Source organism: Pseudomonas sp. MUP55, from assembly GCF_034043515.1.
GTDB lineage: Bacteria > Pseudomonadota > Gammaproteobacteria > Pseudomonadales > Pseudomonadaceae > Aquipseudomonas.
Genome location: NZ_CP138214.1, coordinates 5,316,850 through 5,336,882 on the forward strand (window position 1 = coordinate 5,316,850; position 20,033 = coordinate 5,336,882).

Consider the following 20,033-nt stretch of genomic DNA (forward strand, 5'->3'; position numbering starts at 1 on the left):
ACCCCCTCCCTGATTAGTGACAAGGATGCCCGCATGAGCGACAGCCGTTTCAAGATTGTGTTTGATGGAGCCTTGCGCCCGGGTGTCGAAAGCACCACTGCCAAACTGAACCTCGCCGAGCTGTTCAAGAGCGATGTCGACGCGATCGAAAAACTTTTCACCGGCCGCCCGGTCGCGCTCAAGCGCGACCTGTCCCGCCCGGACGCCGAAACCTATCTCACCGCCCTGCAGAACGCCGGTATCGAGGCACGTATCGAAGCCGAACAACCGGTGGCGTTCAGCCTTGCCGAAACCCATGAAACCGGCTCGTCTGCCTCGGACTTCTCGCGCGCCCCCGCATCGCCTTATGCGCCGCCACGCGCCGCCGTCGGTGAGGACTTGCCGGAGCACTCCACGCTCAAGATCTTCACCATCCACGGGCGTATCGGCCGCCTGCGCTATCTCGCCTGGACACTGGCACTGACAGTCGCGATGCTTGTAGCTGCGGGCATCATCAGTACCGTGGGGTTCGCGGTGGCCACGGCCTCGCCAACGATCGCGATCATTCTCGGCTCCCTGCTGGGTTTCGCGCTGTTTATTGCAGCGGCCGTGGTAAGCGTGCAAATCGGTGTGCAGCGCCTGCATGACCTGGGCTGGTCTGGCTGGCTGTACCTGCTGAACCTGGTTCCACTGGTAAACAGCGTTTTTCCTCTTCTGCTGCTGGTATTGCCGGGTAACACCGGTGCCAACCAATACGGTGCCCCGCCTCCGCGCAACTCCACCGCCGTTAAAATCCTCGCGTCGTTGTGGCTGGCGTTTATCCCGTTGATCCTCATCATCGTGGTAACCCTGGGCATGAACGGCTACCTGGACCAGCTCGAAGCCAACATGGACAGCGGCTATGAAAGCAGCTCCATCACCACCGATGAAGATAGCGACCAAAGTGTCATCGTTGATGAAGACCCCGCGCAAAGTGCTGACGATGCGGCCGAACCTGTAGACTCTCCGGAACAGTGAAGAAACGCCCGCCGCCTGTGACGCCTCTGTCACAGGCCCGGCGGCGTTGCGATGGAGAAAGGCATGACCCGTTACGCTCTGATCACCGGTGCCTCCAGCGGTATCGGCCTGGCTTTGGCCGAAGCTCTGGCTCGACGTGGCCGCAGCTTGATTCTGGTGGCCCGCCAGCGTGATCAGTTGGAAAGCATTGCGATCGAATTGACTCAGCGTTTCGGCGTCGAGGTGCTGTTTCGTGCCTGTGATCTTGGCGAGCCGCTGCGGTTGTCAGGCTTTTTGCTGGAACTCGAAGAAGGTGAGCGGCAGATCGACCTGCTGGTCAACTGCGCCGGCATCGGCACCAGTGGGCCGTTCCTGGCCCAGGACTGGATGACCGAGCAGGACCTGATCGAAGTCAACATCCTCGCCCTCACTCGCATGTGCCATGCGCTGGGCAATGCCATGGCGCTGAACGGCGGCGGGCAGATCCTCAACGTGGCCTCGGTGGCGGCCTTCCAGCCAGGCCCGTGGATGAGCAGCTACTACGCGAGCAAAGCCTATGTATTGCACTTCTCCGAAGGCTTGCGCGAAGAATTGAAGACGTGCGGTATCAAAGTCTCGGTGCTGTGCCCCGGCCCTACGCGGACTGCCTTCTTCGGCACCGCGCAGATGGACACGGCGAAACTCGACCGCAGCCAACAGTTGATGAGCCCCGAAGAAGTCGCGCTCTACACGGTGCGTGCGCTGGAAAAGAACAAGGCGATCATCATTCCCGGGCGCCGCAACCGCTGGCTGACCTTCAGCCCACGCCTGAGTCCGCGCTGGCTGACCCGCAAAATTGCCGGCGCCATCAACAAGGCCTATTGCCCGCGTTGAACGCCTGAGTACACTCACCCTCACTTTCACAATGGAGAAACAGCTGTGGATACTCTGTTCACCAAGATCATCAACCGGGAAATACCCGCGAACATCATCTATGAAGATGACCAGGTACTCGCTTTCCACGATATCGCCCCGCAGGCGCCGGTGCATTTTCTGGTTATCCCGAAAAAACCCATTCGCACCCTCAATGACCTGACCGAAGACGACAAAGCCCTGGCCGGGCATATTCTGTTCACGGCCCAGCGCCTGGCAGTGGAGCAAGGCTGCGAAAAAGGCTTCCGCGTGGTGATGAACTGCAACGAAGACGGCGGGCAGACCGTTTACCACATTCACATGCATGTGCTGGGTCAGCGCCAGATGAACTGGCCGCCGGGCTGAGTGCACCGGGGCAAATTGACTCAGCGCAAACGCGCCGTCCTCTCTTGCGGTAAACTGGCCGCCGAGATTCTTCCCGGAGGTCAGCATGACTACCCAACGTCACTACTCGCCGATTGACCGTCTGTTACTGCAAGCCGATACGGCCATGCGTACGCTGCTGCCGTTCAGTGGCCAACCGTACCGTCCGTCACCCGCCATCGTGCAGCCAGACGCACAAATGAGCGAGACCGAGACCCGCCATGTCGCCGGCCTGATGCGCATCAACCATACCGGTGAAGTCTGCGCCCAGGCGTTGTACCAGGGCCAGGCCCTGACCGCCAAGTTACCGCAGGTACGCGCGGCGATGGAGCATGCGGCCGAGGAAGAGATTGACCACCTGGCCTGGTGCGAACAACGCATTCGCCAGCTGGGCAGTCATCCCAGCGTACTGAACCCGCTGTTTTATGGTTTGTCGTTCGGTATTGGCGCCGCTGCCGGCCTGATCAGCGACAAGGTCAGCCTTGGATTTGTCGCAGCGACCGAGCGCCAGGTCTGCAAGCACCTGGACGAACACCTTGAACAGCTGCCGGCCGAGGACGAAAAGTCCCGGGCCATTCTTGAGCAGATGCGCAGTGACGAAGAACACCACGCTGAAAGCGCACTGGATGCCGGCGGCTTCCGTTTTCCTGCGCCGGTAAGATTCGGCATGAGCATGCTGGCCAAGGTCATGACCAAGACGACTTACCGCATCTGAAGCATGAAGATCATTCCCACGCTCCGCGTCCCGCTTTCAGCACAAAATCCGGCACCTGCGCAAGGGTGACGCGGCGCGTCACGAGATGGATTCCCACGCAGAGCGTGGGAACGATCAACCGAGCTCGATGATCTCGTAATCATGGGTAATGGCCACACCAGCCGCGCCCAGCATGATCGACGCCGAGCAATACTTCTGCGCCGACAGCTCGATGGCCCGCTTGACCTGCGCTTCCTTCAGCGCCCGACCCTTGACCACGAAATGCATATGGATCTTGGTAAATACCTTGGGGTCTTCAGTCGCACGCTCGGCCTCCAGAAAGGCTTCGCAGCTTTCCACAGCCTGGCGGGACTTTTTCAGGATACTGACCACGTCGAAATTGCTGCAACCGCCGACACCCAGCAGCAGCATTTCCATCGGGCGTACACCCAGGTTACGGCCACCGGCTTCCGGCGGGCCGTCCATGACCACTACATGGCCACTGCCCGATTCACCGAGGAACATGGCTTCGCCCGCCCATTGGATGCGTGCCTTCATCGCCCAGACTCCACTGCTAAAAAAGGGTCGCCAGCTTAGCATAAGGCCCAGTAGCAGCAGCGCCCCGCATGAAAACGATCAATAACAGCGTTTGCCGGTGAAATACGCTAATCGAGTCAGAATGTGTCTGGTAAGCTGGCGCCAAATCAATGGCGCATTGCCATCGTTCGTACAGCGTGCCTCAATGCCGGCATCGCTGATAAAAACAAATCCAACCACATCATGCAGTTTTTCGGGATACAACCATGGTTGCTCTTACTCCCACACCCAAGATCAAGAATCTCGACAAGCTGCTGATGCATTGCCAGCGCCGGCGTCATCCGGCCAAGCACAACATCATCTGCGCGGGCGAGCGCTCCGAAACACTGTTCTTCATCATCAAGGGCTCGGTCACCATCCTGATCGAGGACGAAGACGGTCGCGAAATGATCATCGCCTACCTCAACACCGGGGATTTTTTTGGCGAACTGGGGTTGTTCGAACAGGCCGGCAAGGAGCAACAGCGCAGCGCCTGGGTGCGCACCAAGGTCGAATGCGAAGTGGCAGAGATCAGCTACACGAAATTTCGCGAACTGGCCCAACATGATCCGGACATCCTGTACGCCTTGAGCGGGCAGATCGCCCAGCGCCTGCGCGATACCACGCGCAAGGTCGGCGACCTGGCGTTCTTCGATGTGACCGGGCGTGTTGCTCGCTGCCTGCTGGAGCTGTGCAAGCAGCCCGACGCCATGACTCACCCCGATGGGATGCAGATCAAGGTCACGCGCCAGGAAATCGGGCGCATCGTGGGCTGTTCGCGGGAAATGGTCGGTCGCGTGCTCAAGGATCTGGAAGAGCGCAACCTGGTGCACGTCAAAGGCAAGACGATGGTGGTGTTCGGCACCCGTTAGCCTGGCAGGAAGCCTGCCAACATCTGACGGTACAGGGTGTCGAGCCGGCCGATCGCGTCCGGCACGGCAAAGACTTCGTGCAGCGCGATATGGCTCTCGGCGCGCACGCGCTGTTCCAGGCCACAGGCTTGATTGAAACGATTGACTGCCGCAATCAACTGATCACGATCGTTATCCAGCAATAAAGCACCGTGCACCAACCCTACCGGGCGACCACCGCTCTGCCGCCAGCGCTGGGCCGTGCCGACCATTTTGCGGCCGTTAAGATTGACGTTGTAACGACCGTCGCAGAACGCACCGTCGATTTCACCCACAGATGCCTCGCCGCCCAATTCAATCAGCAAGTCGCAGATAGGCTGGCACAAGCGCTGATAGCCGGTTTCGATACGACCTTGATCACCCTCACTGCGCGGCGGCGCGTAGACCAGGGCGATATTGACCGTGGCGGCGGACTGCGGCACCGGCTCGCCGCCGGTTTCGCGCAACAACACCGGCCAGCCGGCCTCTGCCGAAACCTGGCTGGCCGCTTCAAAGGCCGGCAATCGGCTCAAACGGCGCGGCATGACCAGGGCTTGATCGTTGGGCTGCCAGAACAACAGCCCGAATTCCCGCTCGCCCGCGCAGACGGCGGCCAGCAAGTCCTGCTCGGCGGCAAGGCCTGCTTCGACGGTCAACGACATGGGCTGAATCACTGGTCACCTACCTATCTGAACAAACACAAACCCAAATGTGGGAGGGGGCTTGCCTTAATGCCAGTCAGTTAAGCGTACACCACCGTCTGTAGGAGCGAGCTTGCTCGCGAAAAACGTCAACGATAACGCGTGCTGCCTGAATAAACGCGGTGCCTGTGAGTTCTTCGCGAGCAAGCTCGCTCCTACAAAAAGCCTTAACTGAGTGGCATTAGGGCTTGCCCCCTCCCACATTTTGATCACATTTCAAATCAGTTCAGTCGAGAGTCGAACCGCTGACCGCCACACCCCGCTCCGGGAAGAACAGACGCTGCAGTTCTGCCCCTGGGTTCTCGGCGCGCATGAACGTCTCGCCGACCAGGAACGAATACACTTCGCTGATTTCCATCAGTTCCACATCGGCACGGTTGACGATGCCACTCTCGGTGATCACCAGGCGGTCACGGGGAATGCGCGGCAGCAGGTCGAGGGTGGTTTCCAGGCTGACGTCGAAGGTGTGCAGGTTACGGTTGTTGACGCCTACCAGCGGTGTATCGAGGGTTTTCAGCGCGCGTTCCAGCTCGTCGCCGTCATGCACTTCGACCAATACATCCAGGCCGACACTCTTGGCCACGGCTGCCAGTTCGGCCATCTTCACGTCATCCAGCGCCGAAACGATCAGCAGCACGCAATCGGCGCCCAGGGCGCGGGCTTCGACGATCTGGTAGGGATCGACCATGAAGTCCTTGCGAATAACCGGCAACTTGCACGCGGCGCGTGCCTGCTGCAGGAACAGGTCGCAACCCTGGAAGTAATCGATATCGGTCAGTACGGACAGGCATGTCGCCCCACCCTTCTCATAGCTGACGGCGATTTCCTGCGGCACGAAGTGTTCGCGGATCACGCCTTTGCTCGGGGAGGCTTTCTTGATCTCGGCGATCACCGCCGGCTGCTTCTTCCTGGCCTGATCGAGCAAGGCCTTGGCAAATCCTCGCGGGGCATCGGCCGCTTTTGCTTGGGCTTCCAGCTCGGCCAGGCTCACGCGGGCGCGGCGCTCGGCGACCTCTTCGGCCTTGCGCGCCAGGATTTTCTCCAGAACGGTCGGAACACTCATGCTTCATTCTCCATCTTGAATACGGCGGTGAATGCTCCGAGTTCTTCGAGTTTCTCGCGAGCCAGACCGGTGTGCAGCGCATCGTGGGCCAAGGCGACACCTTCTTTAAGACTATAGGCGTGGTCGGCTGCATAAAGTGCCGCGCCAGCATTCAGCACAATCATTTCCGCAGCTTTCTGACCGTTCTCGGTCTTGCGCCGGCCCAACGCATCGCGGATCAATTCCAGCGAGGCCGCCGGACTTTCCACTGCCAGGCCGTGCAGACTCTGGCTCTTCATGCCCAGGTCCTCAGGCTCGACCCAGTACTCTGTGACCTGGTCATTCTTCAACTCCGCCACGAAGGTCGGTGCCGCCAGGCTGAATTCGTCCAAGCCATCTTTGGAATGTACCACCAGCACGTGCTTGCTGCCCAAGCGCTGCAGCACTTCGGCCAACGGTCGGCAGAGCGCTTGGCTGAATACGCCGACGACCTGATGCTTCACACCGGCCGGATTCGTAAGCGGGCCGAGCATATTGAACAGGGTACGCAGGCCGAGGTCCTTGCGCGGGCCGGCTGCGTGCTTCATCGCACCGTGGTGGGACTGGGCAAACATGAAGCCAATGCCGACGCTGTCAATGCAGCGTGCCACCTGTACCGGCGTCAGGTTCAGGTAGATGCCGGCAGCTTCCAGCAGGTCGGCGCTGCCGCTTTTGCCCGAAACCGCGCGGTTGCCGTGCTTGGCCACGGTGCAACCCGCCGCCGCAACCACAAACGAGGACGCCGTCGACACGTTGAAGATGTTCGCACCGTCTCCGCCGGTGCCGACCACGTCAACCACGCCGGCGAGAGTCTTGAGTTCGACCTTGTCCGCCAGCTCGCGCATCACCGACACGGCGCCGACGATTTCGTCGATGCTTTCGCTCTTCATGCGCATGGCCATCATAAAGGCGCCGATCTGCGCGTCGGAGCATTGACCGGTCATGATCTCGCGCATCACATCGCTCATTTCAGCGGTGCTCAAATCCAGGTGGCCGACGATACGACCCAGGGCAGTCTTGATATCCATGGAAAGTCCTTAGCGCGTGCCGCCGCTCTGCTTGAGAAAGTTGGCGAACAGCTCGTAGCCCTGCTCGGTCAGGATCGATTCAGGGTGAAACTGCACCCCTTCGACATTCAGTGTTTTGTGGCGCAGGCCCATGATCTCGTCGACCGAGCCGTCCTCCAGCTGGGTCCAGGCCGTCAGTTCCAGGCACTCGGGCAGGGTGTCGCGCTTGACCACCAACGAGTGATAACGGGTCACGGTCACAGGCAGGTTCAAGCCGTGGAACACACCCAAGTCCTTATGGAACACCGGGCTGGTCTTGCCGTGCATCACCTGGCGCGCACGCACCACGTCACCGCCAAATGCCTGGCCAATGGACTGATGGCCCAGGCATACGCCCAGAATCGGCAGCTTGCCGGCAAAATACTGAATGGCTTCCAGCGAGATACCCGCTTCGGTCGGCGTGCACGGGCCAGGCGAAACCACGATGCGTTCCGGGTTCAGCGCGGCGATCTGCGCAACGGTCAGTTCGTCGTTGCGCACGACCTTGACCTCGGCACCCAACTCGCCCAGGTACTGCACAACGTTGTAGGTAAAGGAATCGTAGTTATCAATCATCAGCAACATGTGGGGTCAAACCTCTTGAATTCACTGATTTCGAATGACCGCCTTCCAGGCGTGTGGCCCGCTGTCAGACGCACGTTCCGGTTGCCGGGGTAAGCCGGCAAGGGGCGTCAGACAAGGGTGCAGAAGGCAAATCGGTACAGGTCCGGCCAGGCCGGCAGAGAAAAATGTCAGGCGCGCCAACGCCAACGGGCGTGTGCCTTGACTACTCGCATCAAGAGTTTGCTGATGATCAACACGGGGAGGGTCTCATTCATACGTTCAGGCACAGTAACGTAGCCTCGCCAGCGGTGCAATATGGCGCCGCAAATACGGGGAAAACTGCCTGACTGATAATTGGCGTCAAAACTTTCAGAACAGTTTAGGCAGCGCTACAGTCTCTTGTGCAGACAAAAACAAAATCATGGACGGACTCATGCTCAAGACTTCGTATTTCACCCCTCTCGCCGGTTGCTTGTTGGCACTGGCCTGCTCTCAGGCCCTTGCAGCCCCCTCGCCCTATTCGACCATGATCGTATTCGGTGACAGCCTGGCTGATGCAGGAACATTCGCCGACCCCGGCGCACCCGGCTCGACCTATCGCTTTACCAACCGCACCGGCCCACGGTATTTCGACGGCAGTGGCGAAAGCACTTCGCTGATTTCCTCGACTTTGCTGGGCAACAAACTGGGTGTCGCTCCTGGCGACCTGAATGCATCCACCTCGCCGGCGCGCGCGGCGCAAGGTCAGGCTGACGGCAGCAACTGGGCGGTGGGTGGGTACACCACCGCGCAGGTCCTTGACTCCATCACCGGAAACTCGACCGTCACCAACGCCGATACCGGCGACGTGCTGCGTACCCGCCCCGGCTATCTGGCAGCGACGGGCGGGCGGGCCGACCCCACGGCGCTGTATTTCCTCTCGGGTGGCGGCAACGACTTTCTCGATGGCCTGGTGCTCGACGCGCCGAGCTCGGCTGCCGCTGCCGGCCGCCTGGCTGACAGCGCCCAGGCCCTGCAACAGGCAGGCGCCCGCTATGTGATGGTGTGGATGCTGCCAAACCTGGGCCTCACGCCCGCCGTCAATGGCACCCCGCTCCAGGGCCCCACCACGGCGTTGAGCAATGTGTTCAATCAAACCCTGGTGCAGCGCCTGTCGCAGATCGATGCACAGATCATCCCGCTGAACATTCCGCTGCTGCTCAATGAAGCCTTCGCCGACCCCGGGCGCTTCGGCTTTGCCACTAACCAGAACCTGAACCAGACGTGCTTCAGCGCTGCCGCGTGCAGAAACCCCGTGTATGGCGTCGGCGGTACCAATCCAGATCCTACCAAACTGATTTACAACGACACCGTTCACCCCACCGAAGCTGGCCAGCGGTTGATCGCCGACTACGCCTATTCGCTGCTCGCCGCCCCGTGGGAAATCACCCTGCTGCCGGAAATGGCCCAAGGCACGTTGCGCGCCCACCAGGATGAGTTGCGCAACCAATGGCAGGCAGACAGCGGCAACTGGCAAGCCGTCGGCCAATGGCGAGCGATCGTGGCGGCAGGCGGCCAGCGCCTGGATTTCGATGACCAGAACAGCTCGGCCAGCGGTGATGGCAGTGGCTACAACCTCAACATCGGTGGCAGCTACCGGCTCAACGAGGCCTGGCGCGTGGGTGTTGCTGCGGGCCTGTACCGCCAGACACTGGAAGCCGGCGCCAGCGATTCGGACTACAAGCTCAACAGCTACATGGGTACGGCGTTCGCCCAATACCAGCAGAATCACTGGTGGGCCGATGCCGCCTTGACCGGCGGCAAGCTGGACTTTGACAACCTCAAGCGCAAATTCGCCCTGGGCGTCAGCGAGGGTTCGGAAAAAGGTGACACCGATGGCTGGCTCTGGGCCTTGAGTGGTCGCGTGGGCTACGACATCGCCGCGCCGGGCAGCGACTGGCACCTGTCGCCGTTCATCAGCGCCGATTACGCGCGGGTCGAAGTGAACGGCTACTCGGAAAAAGACAACCGCTCCACCGCCCTGACCTTCGATGACCAGCAGCGCGACTCCAAGCGCCTGGGCGTGGGCTTGCAAGGCAGCTACCGCATCACCCCACAAACCCAGGTGTTCGGTGAAGTGGCCCATGAGCATGAGTTCGAGAACGACACCCAGAAGGTCAAGCTCTCGCTCAACAGCGTGCCAGGGCTCGACTTCAAGCTGGACGGGTACACGCCGCGCAGCAATTCGGACCGATTGAGCCTTGGGGTGAGTCACAAACTGACGCAGGAACTGGCGCTAAGGGCGGCGTACAACGTGAGGAAGGATGACAATCTGACCCAGCAAGGGGTCAGTGTTGGTGTAAGCCTGGATTTCTAACGGAACCTTACAACCCACACAAAACCCATGTGGGAGGGGGCTTGCCCCCGATAGCAATGTGTCAGTCTCAGCATCTCAAACTGACCCACCGCTATCGGGGGCAAGCCCCCTCCCACATTTTGATCTACATCTGACTTCAGCTTTGCGGCGTTTGCTCAGCCAACGCCACCGCACGGAACATCGCCCGGCGCTTGTTCAAGGTTTCTTCCCATTCAAGGGCCGGTACCGAGTCAGCCACAATTCCGCCGCCGGCCTGCACATGCAGCTCGCCGTCCTTGATCACCGCTGTACGGATGGCAATTGCGGTGTCCATGTTGCCGTTCCAGGCGAAATACCCCACCGCCCCACCGTAGACGCCACGCTTGACCGGCTCCAGCTCGTCGATGATTTCCATCGCGCGAATCTTCGGCGCACCCGACAAGGTACCGGCCGGCAGAATGGCGCGCAGCGCGTCCATCGCGGTCAAACCAGCCTTCAGCTCACCGGTGACGTTGGACACGATGTGCATCACGTTGGAATACCGCTCGATGACCATCTTTTCGGTCAACTTCACCGAACCGATTTCCGAGACACGCCCCGTGTCGTTACGCCCCAGGTCGATCAGCATCAGGTGCTCGGCGATTTCCTTGTCGTCGCTCAACAGGTCTTCTTCCAGCGCCAGGTCCGCTTCTTCGGTGGCGCCACGCGGGCGCGTACCGGCGATCGGGCGCACGGTGATCAGGTTGTCTTCGACACGCACCAGCACTTCCGGCGAACTGCCCACCACGTGGAAGTCACCGAAATTGAAGAAGTACATATACGGCGTCGGGTTGAAGCAGCGCAGCGCGCGGTACAGATCAATCGGCGCCGCCTTGAAGTCGATGGACATCCGTTGCGACGGCACGACCTGCATGCAGTCGCCCGCCAGGATGTATTCCTTGATGGTATCGACCGCCCGCTCATAGTCCGCCTGGGTAAAGCTGGAGCGAAACACCGGGTCGGCGGCGGGTGGACGGCTGAGGTCCAGGCCACGGCGCGGCGTGATCGGCTGGCGTAGCTTTTCCAGCAGCGCTTCGAGGCTGGCCTGGCCCTGCTCGAAGGCGTCCGCCTGGGAAGGGTCGGCCAGTACAATTGCATGCATCTTGCCGGCCAGGTTGTCGAACACCACCACCGCGTCGGAGACCATCAGCAGAATGTCCGGCACGCCCAGCGGGTCCGGATTCGGGCATTTGCCCAATCGCTGCTCCACGTAGCGCACGCAGTCATAACCGAAATACCCCACCAGACCACCGTTGAAACGCGGCAGGCCGGGGATGGTCGGCACGTTGTAGCGCGCCTTGAAGGCTTCGACGAAGGCCAGCGGGTCTTCTACGTCATGGCTTTCGATCTCGATACCGTCAAGGGTGACGCTCACATGATGGTCGTGCACCCGCAATACTGTGCGGCACGGCAGGCCGATGATCGAATAACGGCCCCACTTCTCGCCGCCCTGTACCGACTCCAGCAGATAGGTGTTCGGCTCGTCGGCCAGTTTCAGGTAGATCGACAGCGGTGTGTCGAAGTCGGCCAGGGTTTCACGGGCCATGGGGATACGGTTGTAGCCGGCAGCGGCCAAACGCAGGAATTCTTCGCGGATCATCAGGTGCCTCGTGGTGTGAGGGTCAATCGGTCAGGTAGGCAAACGTGCCGCCGAGCGGCGAGGATCAGTCAGGCGCGCCAACGCCAGCGGGCCAGGGCCTTGATGACTTTCATCCAGAGTTTGCGAGTGACCACCACGATGGCATTTCCAGAAGGGGACGGGTCGATGTCGGGCAACGTTATCTCAGCGCCCGCGCCCAGGCAACCGGGGATTAACAGGCGCAGGTCGTCGATGACCAGCGCCGGCGATTCTTCTGCAATCGGACGGCCGTGGTTGTAGCCGTAGCTCAAGGCCACGCACTGCACCCCAGCAGCTTTTGCCGCCAGCACATCGCTGCGTGAATCGCCGACGAACAACGATTGGGACGCCGGAATATTCGCCATTTTCATCACGAAGAACAGTGCCGCCGGGTCGGGCTTCTTCTGCGGCAGGGTATCGCCGCCGATGATCCAGCGAAAATACCGGCCGATCTTCATCTGGTCCAACAGCGGCGCGACGAAGCGCTCCGGCTTGTTGGTGATCAAGGCCATTTCCACGCCCTGCTTGCTCAACCACTTGAGGGTGTCACGCACGCCGGGATACACCACCGTCAGTTCGTGGCTGCTTTCATAGGCGGCGTTGAACAACTCCAGGGCGCGTTCGGCTTCCACTTCATCCACGCCGGTGGCGTCGATGTTGCCGGCCAACGCCCGCCGCACCAACATCGGCGCGCCGTTGCCGACCCATTCGCGCACCGCCTCGATCCCCGCAGGCTTGCGCCCCAGTTTGAGCAGCATCTGGTCCACCGCCGCCGCCAGGTCGGGTACCGAGTCGATCAAGGTACCGTCCAGATCGAACATCACCAGCCGTGGCAATTTGCCGGGGAACAACTGCTCAAAGCCGCTCATGGACGCGCCAGCGCCAGTTCGGCATGCATCTTGGCGATCACTTCCTGGTAATCCGGGGCGTTGAAGATCGCCGAGCCGGCCACGAAAGTGTCGGCGCCAGCCGCCGCGATTTCACGGATATTGTTCACGTTGACCCCGCCGTCGATCTCCAGGCGGATATCGCGGCCCGACGCATCGATCAGCGCCCGCGCTTCGCGCAGCTTGTTCAGGGTACCGGGAATGAACTTCTGCCCGCCAAAGCCTGGGTTGACGCTCATCAGCAAGACCATGTCGACCTTGTCCATCACGTACTCCAGCACGCTCAAGGGCGTCGCCGGGTTGAACACCAGGCCCGCCTTGCAGCCGCCCTCGCGGATCAACTGCAGGGTACGGTCGACGTGCAGCGTGGCTTCAGGGTGGAAGGTGATGTACGTCGCGCCGGCGTCGATGAAGTCGCCGACGATGCGGTCCACCGGGCTGACCATCAGGTGTGCGTCGATGGGCGCGGTGATCCCGTACTTGCGCAGCGCCGCGCACACCATCGGGCCGATGGTCAGGTTGGGCACGTAGTGGTTGTCCATGACGTCGAAGTGCACGAAGTCGGCACCGGCGGCCAATACCTTGTCCACTTCTTCGCCCAGGCGGGCGAAGTCGGCGGAGAGAATCGATGGAGCAATGACGAAGGGCTGCATGACGCACCTTTTTTGAGCTAAATCACGATGGCGCGCATTGTATACCTCATGCTTTGCCCTGCGCACCGTGACCTCACTCAACGGCTAGTACGCAGCGCGGTAGATTTTCTCGATATCGGCCGCGCTGAGCTGGCGCGGGTTGTTGCGCATCAGGCGCTCGATACCCGCAGCCTCGGCCGCCATCGCCGGGATAGCCGCCTCAGGCACGCCGAAACTGCGCAGGCCCGAAGGAATCTCGACCGCGGCGCACAGGCGCGCCATCGCCTCGACGGCCTGGTCGGCGGCTTCATTGACGCTCAGCGCGCTGACATTCACGCCCATGGCCTGGGCAATGTCGCGCATACGCTCGACACAGGCCAGCTTGTTCCAGTGCATCACATAGGGCAGCAACAATGCGTTGCTCACGCCGTGGGCAATGTTGAAACGGCCGCCCAGCGGGTAGGCCAGCGCATGCACCGCGCCGACACCGGCGTTCCCGAAGGCCATGCCGGCCATCAGGCTGGCGGTGGCCATATCGTCACGGGCCTGCAGGTTGACCGGGTTGGCGTAAGCCTTGGGCAATGCGCCAGCAATCAGCTTGATCGCGCCAATCGCCAAGGCATCGGTGATCGGCGAGGCGTTCAGCGACAGGTAGGACTCAATGGCATGCACCAGCGCGTCGACGCCACTGGCGGCGGTGACGCTGCGTGGGCAGGTCAGGGTCATTTGCGGGCTGATCAGCGCGACATCCGGCAGCAGGTAGTCGCTGACGATGCCTTTTTTCAGCTGTGCAGCCTTGTCGGAAAGAATGGCCACATTGGTCACCTCCGAGCCGGTGCCGGCGGTGGTGGGGATTGCAATCAGCGGCGGGCCCTTGCGCGGCACCTGGTCGACACCGAACAAGTCCGCCAGCGCGCCGTGGTAACCGGCGTAAGCGGCCACGCTCTTGGCGATGTCGATGGCGCTGCCGCCGCCCAAGCCGATCAGGCCGTCATGCCCGCCCTCGCGGTAGGCTTGCATGCAATCTTCAACAATGGCGATTTCCGGGTCGGGCAGTACACGGTCGAAGATTTCGTACGCCCGCCCGCCCAGGTGCTCAAGCGCCAGTGCGACCGTGCCGGACTTGACCAGCACGGCATCGGTGACGATCAGCGGGTTGTCCACATCCAGGCGCGTCAACTCGGCGCCAAGTTGCTCAATGGCGCCAGCGCCGGTCAGCAGTTTGTGGGCGATCTTGAATGAGGAAGTACTCATGTGCGCGGCCTCTTATCGGTGTTGGGCTGGCACAAGAATAGCTGACCAAACCAGGTTGTCTGCCATTCAGCCACTGAATGGTCACAGAACCCTGTGGGAGGGGGCTTGCCCCCGATAGCAGTGTGTCAGTCAGCACATCTGAGACTGACACACCGCTATCGGGGGCAAGCCCCCTCCCACATGTTGATCTTCAACAGGCTTCAGATTTGGGCAGTGCGTAGCTTTTCGCTGCGCCCACGCAGCCATTCCAGGGTCAGTAACAGCACCACCGAGAACCCGATCAGCAAGGTCGCCGCCGCCGCGATCGTCGGGCTGAGGTTTTCGCGGATGCCGCTGAACATCTGCCTGGGCAACGTGGCTTGCTCCGGCCCGGCCAGGAACAGCGTCACCACCACTTCATCGAACGAAGTGGCGAAAGCAAACAGCGCGCCGGAAATCACCCCCGGCGCGATCAGCGGCAAGGTCACTCGGCGAAACGCGGTCAACGGTGATGCGCCCAGGCTGGCCGCCGCCCGCACCAGGTTGTGATTGAAACCCTGCAAGGTCGCCGACACGGTGATGATCACAAACGGCACACCCAGCACCGCATGCACCACGATCAGCGAGAAGAAGCTGTTACCCAGGCCCAGCGGGGCAAAGAACAAGTAGCTGGCCACGCCGATGATCACCACCGGCACCACCATCGGCGAAATCACCAGGGCCATTACCAAGGCCTTGCCGGGGAAGCTGCCACGGGTCAGGCCAATCGCCGCCAGCGTTCCGAACACCATGGCCAGCAGCGTGGCCGCTGGGGCGACGATGATGCTGTTCTTCAGCGCGCGCATCCATTCGGCCGACGCGAAGAAGTCCTGATACCACTGCAGCGAAAAGCCCTGCAACGGGTACACCAGGAAACTGCCGCTGTTGAACGACAGCGGGATGATCACCAGCACGGGCAGAATCAGGAACAGCAGGATCAGGCCACACAGAATCCGCAGGCTGTAAAACCACAGCCGCTCCACCGGGGACATATAAGGGCTCAGCATCGCAAGTCTCCTCAGCTCAGGCGCAGGCGGCTGGCGCCCACCAGCCGGTTGTAGATCAGGTACAGCAGCACCGTCGCCAGCAGCAGCAAGCCGCCCAACGCCGTGGCCATGCCCCAGTTGATGCTGGTGTTGGTATAGAAGGCCACGAAGTAGCTGACCATCTGGTCGTTCGGGCTGCCCAGCAAGGCCGGGGTGATGTAGTAACCAATCGCCAGGATGAACACCAACAGGCAACCGGCGCCGACACCGGCGTAGGTTTGCGGGAAGTACACGCGCCAGAAGCTGGCGAACGGGTGACAGCCCAGGGAAATCGCCGCACGCATGTACGTCGGCGAGATGCCTTTCATCACGCTGTAGATCGGCAGAATCATGAACGGCAGCAGGATATGCACCATGGAGATGTACACGCCGGTACGGTTGAACACCAACTCCAGCGGCGCGTCGATCAGGCCCATGCCCATCAGGGCGCTATTGATCAGGCCACCGGATTGCAGCAATACAATCCACGCCGCCACCCGCACCAGAATCGACGTCCAGAATGGCAGCAGTACCAGGATCATTAGCAGGTTGCTTTGGCGCGCCGGCAGGTTGGCCAGCAGGTAAGCCAGGGGATAGGCCAGCAGCAGGCAAATGACGGTGATCACCAGGCCCATCCAGAAGGTGCGGGCGAAGATATCTAGGTAGATCGCCTGGTCAGGCGTCGCCGGCGCGATTTCGCCGAGGTCGTCGATACGGTGATCGACGGCCGCCAGCAGGTAGTAAGGCGTCAGGTTGCTGGTATTGCGCCGGATCGCCTGCCAGTACGCCGGGTCGCCCCAACGCTCGTCGAGGCTTTCCAGCGCAGCTTTATAAGAAGCCGGCGCCTCGGTAAACGGCAGCGTCCGCGCGGTTTTGGTCAGCAGGCTGCGATAACCGGCCAGTTCCATGTTCAAGCGTTTGGACAGATCGCCCAACGTCTGGTTTTTGCGCGCTTCGCCCAAGTCTTCAGTGAGCGCCTGGTACACCGCCTCGCCGGGCAGGCCACGGCCATCCCAGGCGGTCACCGCCACCACCGTACGCGGCAAGCCGCCCACCACCTCCGGGTTACCGACGCTCTTGTAGAGCAGCGCGATGATTGGCACCAGGAACACCAGCAGCAAAAACAGCACCAATGGCGCAATCAAGGCCTGGGCCTTCCAGCGGTTGAGCCGCTCGGCACGGGCCAGACGCTGCTTGAGGGTGGGAATGGCGAGGGCCATGGCTGAACTCCGAATCTTGGAAAATGAACGCAATCCTTCACACACAAGACATCCCTGTGGGAGGGGGCTTGCCCCCGATAGCGGTGGTTCAGCCAGTACATGTGTCAGCTGACAGACCGTCATCGGGGGCAAGCCCCCTCCCACATGGGTTATTTAGCTGCCCAGGAATTGAAGCGCTGCTCAAGTTGCTCGCCGTTATCGGCCCAGAAGCTCACATCGATCTGCACCTGGTTGGCGATGTTTTCCGGGGTGGTCGGCATGTCCTTGAGCACGTCTTTGGCCAGCAACGGGACGGCCTGGGTGTTGGCCGGGCCGTAGGCGATGTTTTCGGAGTAGGTCTTCTGCTGCTGCGGCTGCACCGAGAAGGCGATGAATTTCTTCGCCGCTTCGGCGCGATCCTTGGCCAGGCCCTTTGGAATGGCCCAGGCATCGAAGTCGTAGATGCCGCCGTTCCACACCACTTTGAGGTTGCTTTCCTTCTGCACGGCGGCGATGCGGCCGTTATAGGCAGAGCTCATCACCACGTCGCCCGAAGCGAGGTACTGCGGCGGTTGTGCACCGGCTTCCCACCACTGGATCGAGGCCTTGAGTTCATCAAGCTTCTTGAACGCACGGTCCTGACCGTCTTTGCCGGCCAGCACCGTGTAGACGTCCTTGGGCGCTACGCCGTCGGCCATCAAGGCGAATTCCAGGGTGTACTTGGCGCCTTTGCGCAGGCCACGCTTGCCGGGGAATTTCTTGGTGTCCCAGAAATCCGCCCAACTGGTGGGTGCGGAGGCCAGCTTGTCGGCGTTATAGGCCAATACTGTCGACCATACGAAGAAGCCTACACCGCACGGCTGGATCGCGCCTTTGACGTAGTCGGCGGTGTTGCCGAACAGTTTCGGGTCCAGAGGCTCGAACATGTCTTCGTCGCAGCCACGGGAGAGTTCAGGCGACTCCACCTCCACCAGGTCCCAGGACACGCTCTTGGTGTCGACCATGGCTTTGACCTTGGCCATCTCACCGTTGTATTCACCCGCGATGATCTTGCCGTTGCCCGCGCTTTCCCACGGTGCATAGAAGGCCTTGACCTGGGCCGCCTTGTTCGCGCCGCCAAAGGAGACGACGGTCAGGTCCGGGCCTGCCATGGCCTGTGCCGCGCCCATCAAGCCGATAGCCAGGGCCGAAAACTTAAGGGATCTCAACATTGTTGTGCTCTCCACGTGCAGGGTTGGTGAAGCCAGGGGGCGATCAATTCGCCTCTAGAAGTGGGTCGAGTGCGCGAACGTGCTCGACTTGCCAGCCAATCGGTACTACGTCGCCGACCGCCAGGGCCGGGTCCAGCTCGGCGATCGGTTGTTTCACGAAAAAATCGCTCTTGCCGCAGACTTCCAGGCGCACGCGCACGTGGTCGCCCAGGTAGATGAACTCCGCCACTCGCCCGGAAAAGCGGTTGATGCAGCTGTCACTCGCGCCGTTGAGGCTGACGCGTTCCGGACGCACCGACAAAGTGACCGGGCCGCCGACCTGGCCGACGTTCACCGCCAGCGCCTCGACCTTCTCGCCCCGCGCCAGCTCCACCACACAGCGCTCGCCGGTGTGGCTGTACAGGCGGCCATTGAGGCGGTTGTTTTCGCCGATGAAGTTGGCCACGAAGGTGTTTTTCGGTTCTTCGTACAGGGTGCGCGGCGCAGCGATCTGCTGGATTTCGCCCTGGTGGAACACCGCCACGCGGTCGGACATGGTCAAGGCTTCGCCCTGGTCGTGGGTCACATACACCACGGTGACGCCGAGCCGCTGGTGCAGGTGCTTGATTTCCATCTGCATGTGTTCGCGCAGTTGCTTGTCGAGGGCGCCGAGGGGTTCGTCCATCAGCACCAGTTGCGGCTCGAACACCAGCGCCCGGGCCAATGCCACCCGCTGTTGCTGGCCCCCGGACAATTGCGCCGGGTAGCGCTGGGCGAAGGCGTCGAGCTGAACCATGCTCAGTACGCGCTTGACCCGCTCACTGATGTCGGTCTTGCTCAAGCCGCGCACAGACAAGGGGAATGCCAGGTTTTCGGCCACGGTCATATGCGGAAACAAGGCGTAGTTCTGGAACACCATGCCGATATCACGCTTGTGCGGCGGCACGTTGTTGATCGAGCGCCCGGCCAGCTGGATTTCACCGGCGGTGGGCGTTTCAAAGCCGGCCAGCATCATCAGGCTGGTGGTCTTGCCCGAACCGGACGGCCCGAGCAGGGTGAGGAACTCGCCCTTGCGAATCTCCAGGTTGAGGTCTTTGACGATCAGGTTCTCGCCATCGTAGCTTTTCTGCACGCCACGAAAGCTGACCAGCACATCATTTGAATCCGCCTCGCTCATACCCGCACCTTTGTATTTTGGACTGCTGTGACACAAGCGTAGTCCAGCCGCGAGCCCCCGGAAATCGGGGGCTGAGAGAGAATCGCATCAGCTGGATGGAAGGTTCGGGGTAGGGATCGCCCTACACGGATGGCGGGCATGGGACAGTGCAGCTGCAAGCGGCGAGCTGCAAGCGGCAAGAACAGGCTCGGCGTCGTTTTTGAGGTGTCGCTGATGGATACGCCGCTACAGCAGCTTGTGTTCCATGGCGTACTTCACCAGCTCGGCCAGGGAGGTGATATTGAGCTTTTGCATCAAGCGCGCCTTGTGGGTGCTGATGGTTTTGCTGCTCAGGGCCAGTTGCAGGGCGATGTCATTGACGTTAGCACCCTGGGCCAGACGTTCGAACACCGAGAACTCGCGTTCCGACAGCAGTGAATGCAACGGCCGCGAGTCCGTCAGGCCGACTTCGAAGACCATGCGGTCGGCCAGGTCCGGGTCGATATAGCGCCCGCCCGCTGCCACCTTGCGAATCGCCATCAGCAGCAGTGCCGGGTCGCTGTCCTTGGTGGCATAACCGGCGGCGCCAACCTTCAGGGCTCGGGCGGCCATTTGCGCTTCATCGTGCATGGACAGCACCAGGATGGCCGGCGGATTATTCAGCGCACGAATGCGCGCGATGGCTTCCAGGCCATTCACGCCGGGCATGGAGATATCCAGCAGCACCACTTCGCAGGGCACATGGCGCAACGTCTCCAGCAACTGCTCGCCATTGCCCGCCTCACCCACTACCTGCAGGTCTTTGGCTAGGCCGATCAATTGCTTGATGCCTTCTCGGACAATGGTGTGGTCTTCGGCTACCAGTACGCGGATCACGG

At 61.3% G+C, this 20,033-nt stretch carries 20 protein-coding genes; 6 read left to right on the plus strand and 14 right to left on the minus strand.

The window, feature by feature from the left end; genetic code table 11:
* Positions 1-33 precede the first annotated feature (33 nt).
* From SC318_RS24035 to coq7, 4 genes are all read left to right on the plus strand, one after another.
* Positions 34-996: a DUF805 domain-containing protein gene (locus SC318_RS24035; protein WP_320428697.1), complete on the plus strand. Its 963-nt coding sequence runs from the start codon at positions 34-36 to the stop codon at positions 994-996.
* A 63-nt stretch (positions 997-1,059) separates the two neighbouring features.
* A complete protein-coding gene (locus SC318_RS24040) occupies positions 1,060-1,848 on the plus strand; it encodes an SDR family NAD(P)-dependent oxidoreductase (protein ID WP_320428698.1) in 789 nt (262 codons plus the stop codon).
* 45 nt (positions 1,849-1,893) lie between these two features.
* Positions 1,894-2,232 (plus strand): histidine triad nucleotide-binding protein, encoded by a 339-nt coding sequence (locus SC318_RS24045; RefSeq protein WP_065885529.1) that lies wholly within the window; start codon positions 1,894-1,896, stop codon positions 2,230-2,232.
* Between the two features lie 85 nt (positions 2,233-2,317).
* Positions 2,318-2,965, plus strand: a complete 648-nt coding sequence (gene coq7 / locus SC318_RS24050; RefSeq protein ID WP_320428699.1) for a 2-polyprenyl-3-methyl-6-methoxy-1,4-benzoquinone monooxygenase — start codon at positions 2,318-2,320, stop codon at positions 2,963-2,965.
* A 114-nt stretch (positions 2,966-3,079) separates the two neighbouring features.
* Here the strand turns inward: coq7 and SC318_RS24055 are convergent, their stop codons facing one another.
* Positions 3,080-3,502, minus strand: coding sequence for an OsmC family protein (locus tag SC318_RS24055; RefSeq protein ID WP_029296755.1), 423 nt, complete (start codon positions 3,500-3,502; stop codon positions 3,080-3,082).
* 245 nt (positions 3,503-3,747) lie between these two features.
* Here SC318_RS24055 and crp point away from each other — a divergent pair, with 245 nt between their 5' ends.
* Positions 3,748-4,392, plus strand: a complete 645-nt coding sequence (crp, locus tag SC318_RS24060) for a cAMP-activated global transcriptional regulator CRP (RefSeq protein ID WP_124364629.1) — start codon at positions 3,748-3,750, stop codon at positions 4,390-4,392.
* On the opposite strand, the gene SC318_RS24065 is transcribed toward crp, so the two are convergent.
* From SC318_RS24065 to SC318_RS24080, 4 genes are all read right to left on the minus strand, one after another.
* Entirely contained in the window at positions 4,389-5,084 is a 696-nt protein-coding gene (locus SC318_RS24065) for a lipoate--protein ligase family protein (protein ID WP_320428700.1), read from the minus strand. The two genes, crp and SC318_RS24065, sit on opposite strands and share 4 nt — an antisense overlap.
* Positions 5,085-5,337: 253 nt before the next feature.
* Complete coding sequence (gene trpC, locus SC318_RS24070) at positions 5,338-6,174, minus strand: indole-3-glycerol phosphate synthase TrpC (protein ID WP_320428701.1); 837 nt, start codon at positions 6,172-6,174, stop codon at positions 5,338-5,340.
* Entirely contained in the window at positions 6,171-7,220 is a 1,050-nt protein-coding gene (gene trpD, locus SC318_RS24075) for an anthranilate phosphoribosyltransferase (protein ID WP_320428702.1), read from the minus strand. Before trpD ends, trpC begins: the two co-directional genes overlap by 4 nt.
* Before the next feature lie 9 nt (positions 7,221-7,229).
* Positions 7,230-7,823, minus strand: coding sequence for an aminodeoxychorismate/anthranilate synthase component II (locus SC318_RS24080; RefSeq protein WP_320428703.1), 594 nt, complete (start codon positions 7,821-7,823; stop codon positions 7,230-7,232).
* Between the two features lie 412 nt (positions 7,824-8,235).
* Here SC318_RS24080 and estP point away from each other — a divergent pair, with 412 nt between their 5' ends.
* Complete coding sequence (gene estP / locus SC318_RS24085; protein ID WP_320428704.1) at positions 8,236-10,158, plus strand: esterase EstP; 1,923 nt, start codon at positions 8,236-8,238, stop codon at positions 10,156-10,158.
* Between the two features lie 136 nt (positions 10,159-10,294).
* Here estP and trpE read toward each other — a convergent pair whose 3' ends face one another.
* From trpE to SC318_RS24130, 9 genes are all read right to left on the minus strand, one after another.
* The gene (gene trpE, locus SC318_RS24090; RefSeq protein WP_320428705.1) at positions 10,295-11,776 is read right to left on the minus strand and encodes an anthranilate synthase component I; all 1,482 of its coding nucleotides are present in this window, start codon (positions 11,774-11,776) and stop codon (positions 10,295-10,297) included.
* Between the two features lie 68 nt (positions 11,777-11,844).
* Positions 11,845-12,663 (minus strand): phosphoglycolate phosphatase, encoded by an 819-nt coding sequence (locus tag SC318_RS24095; protein ID WP_320428706.1) that lies wholly within the window; start codon positions 12,661-12,663, stop codon positions 11,845-11,847.
* Positions 12,660-13,334: a ribulose-phosphate 3-epimerase gene (gene rpe / locus SC318_RS24100; protein WP_065937054.1), complete on the minus strand. Its 675-nt coding sequence runs from the start codon at positions 13,332-13,334 to the stop codon at positions 12,660-12,662. The genes SC318_RS24095 and rpe overlap by 4 nt, the downstream gene beginning before the upstream one ends.
* Before the next feature lie 84 nt (positions 13,335-13,418).
* Positions 13,419-14,567, minus strand: coding sequence for an iron-containing alcohol dehydrogenase (locus tag SC318_RS24105; protein ID WP_320428707.1), 1,149 nt, complete (start codon positions 14,565-14,567; stop codon positions 13,419-13,421).
* 200 nt (positions 14,568-14,767) lie between these two features.
* Positions 14,768-15,592, minus strand: a complete 825-nt coding sequence (locus SC318_RS24110; protein WP_320428708.1) for an ABC transporter permease — start codon at positions 15,590-15,592, stop codon at positions 14,768-14,770.
* An 11-nt stretch (positions 15,593-15,603) separates the two neighbouring features.
* On the minus strand, positions 15,604-16,830 hold the full coding sequence (locus SC318_RS24115; protein WP_320428709.1) for an ABC transporter permease: 1,227 nt from the start codon (positions 16,828-16,830) through the stop codon (positions 15,604-15,606).
* Between the two features lie 149 nt (positions 16,831-16,979).
* On the minus strand, positions 16,980-18,020 hold the full coding sequence (locus SC318_RS24120) for an ABC transporter substrate-binding protein (protein WP_320428710.1): 1,041 nt from the start codon (positions 18,018-18,020) through the stop codon (positions 16,980-16,982).
* A 43-nt stretch (positions 18,021-18,063) separates the two neighbouring features.
* The gene (locus SC318_RS24125; protein ID WP_320428711.1) at positions 18,064-19,176 is read right to left on the minus strand and encodes an ABC transporter ATP-binding protein; all 1,113 of its coding nucleotides are present in this window, start codon (positions 19,174-19,176) and stop codon (positions 18,064-18,066) included.
* A gap of 225 nt (positions 19,177-19,401) precedes the next feature.
* Positions 19,402-20,031 (minus strand): response regulator, encoded by a 630-nt coding sequence (locus SC318_RS24130; RefSeq protein WP_320428712.1) that lies wholly within the window; start codon positions 20,029-20,031, stop codon positions 19,402-19,404.
* Positions 20,032-20,033: the final 2 nt, after the last annotated feature.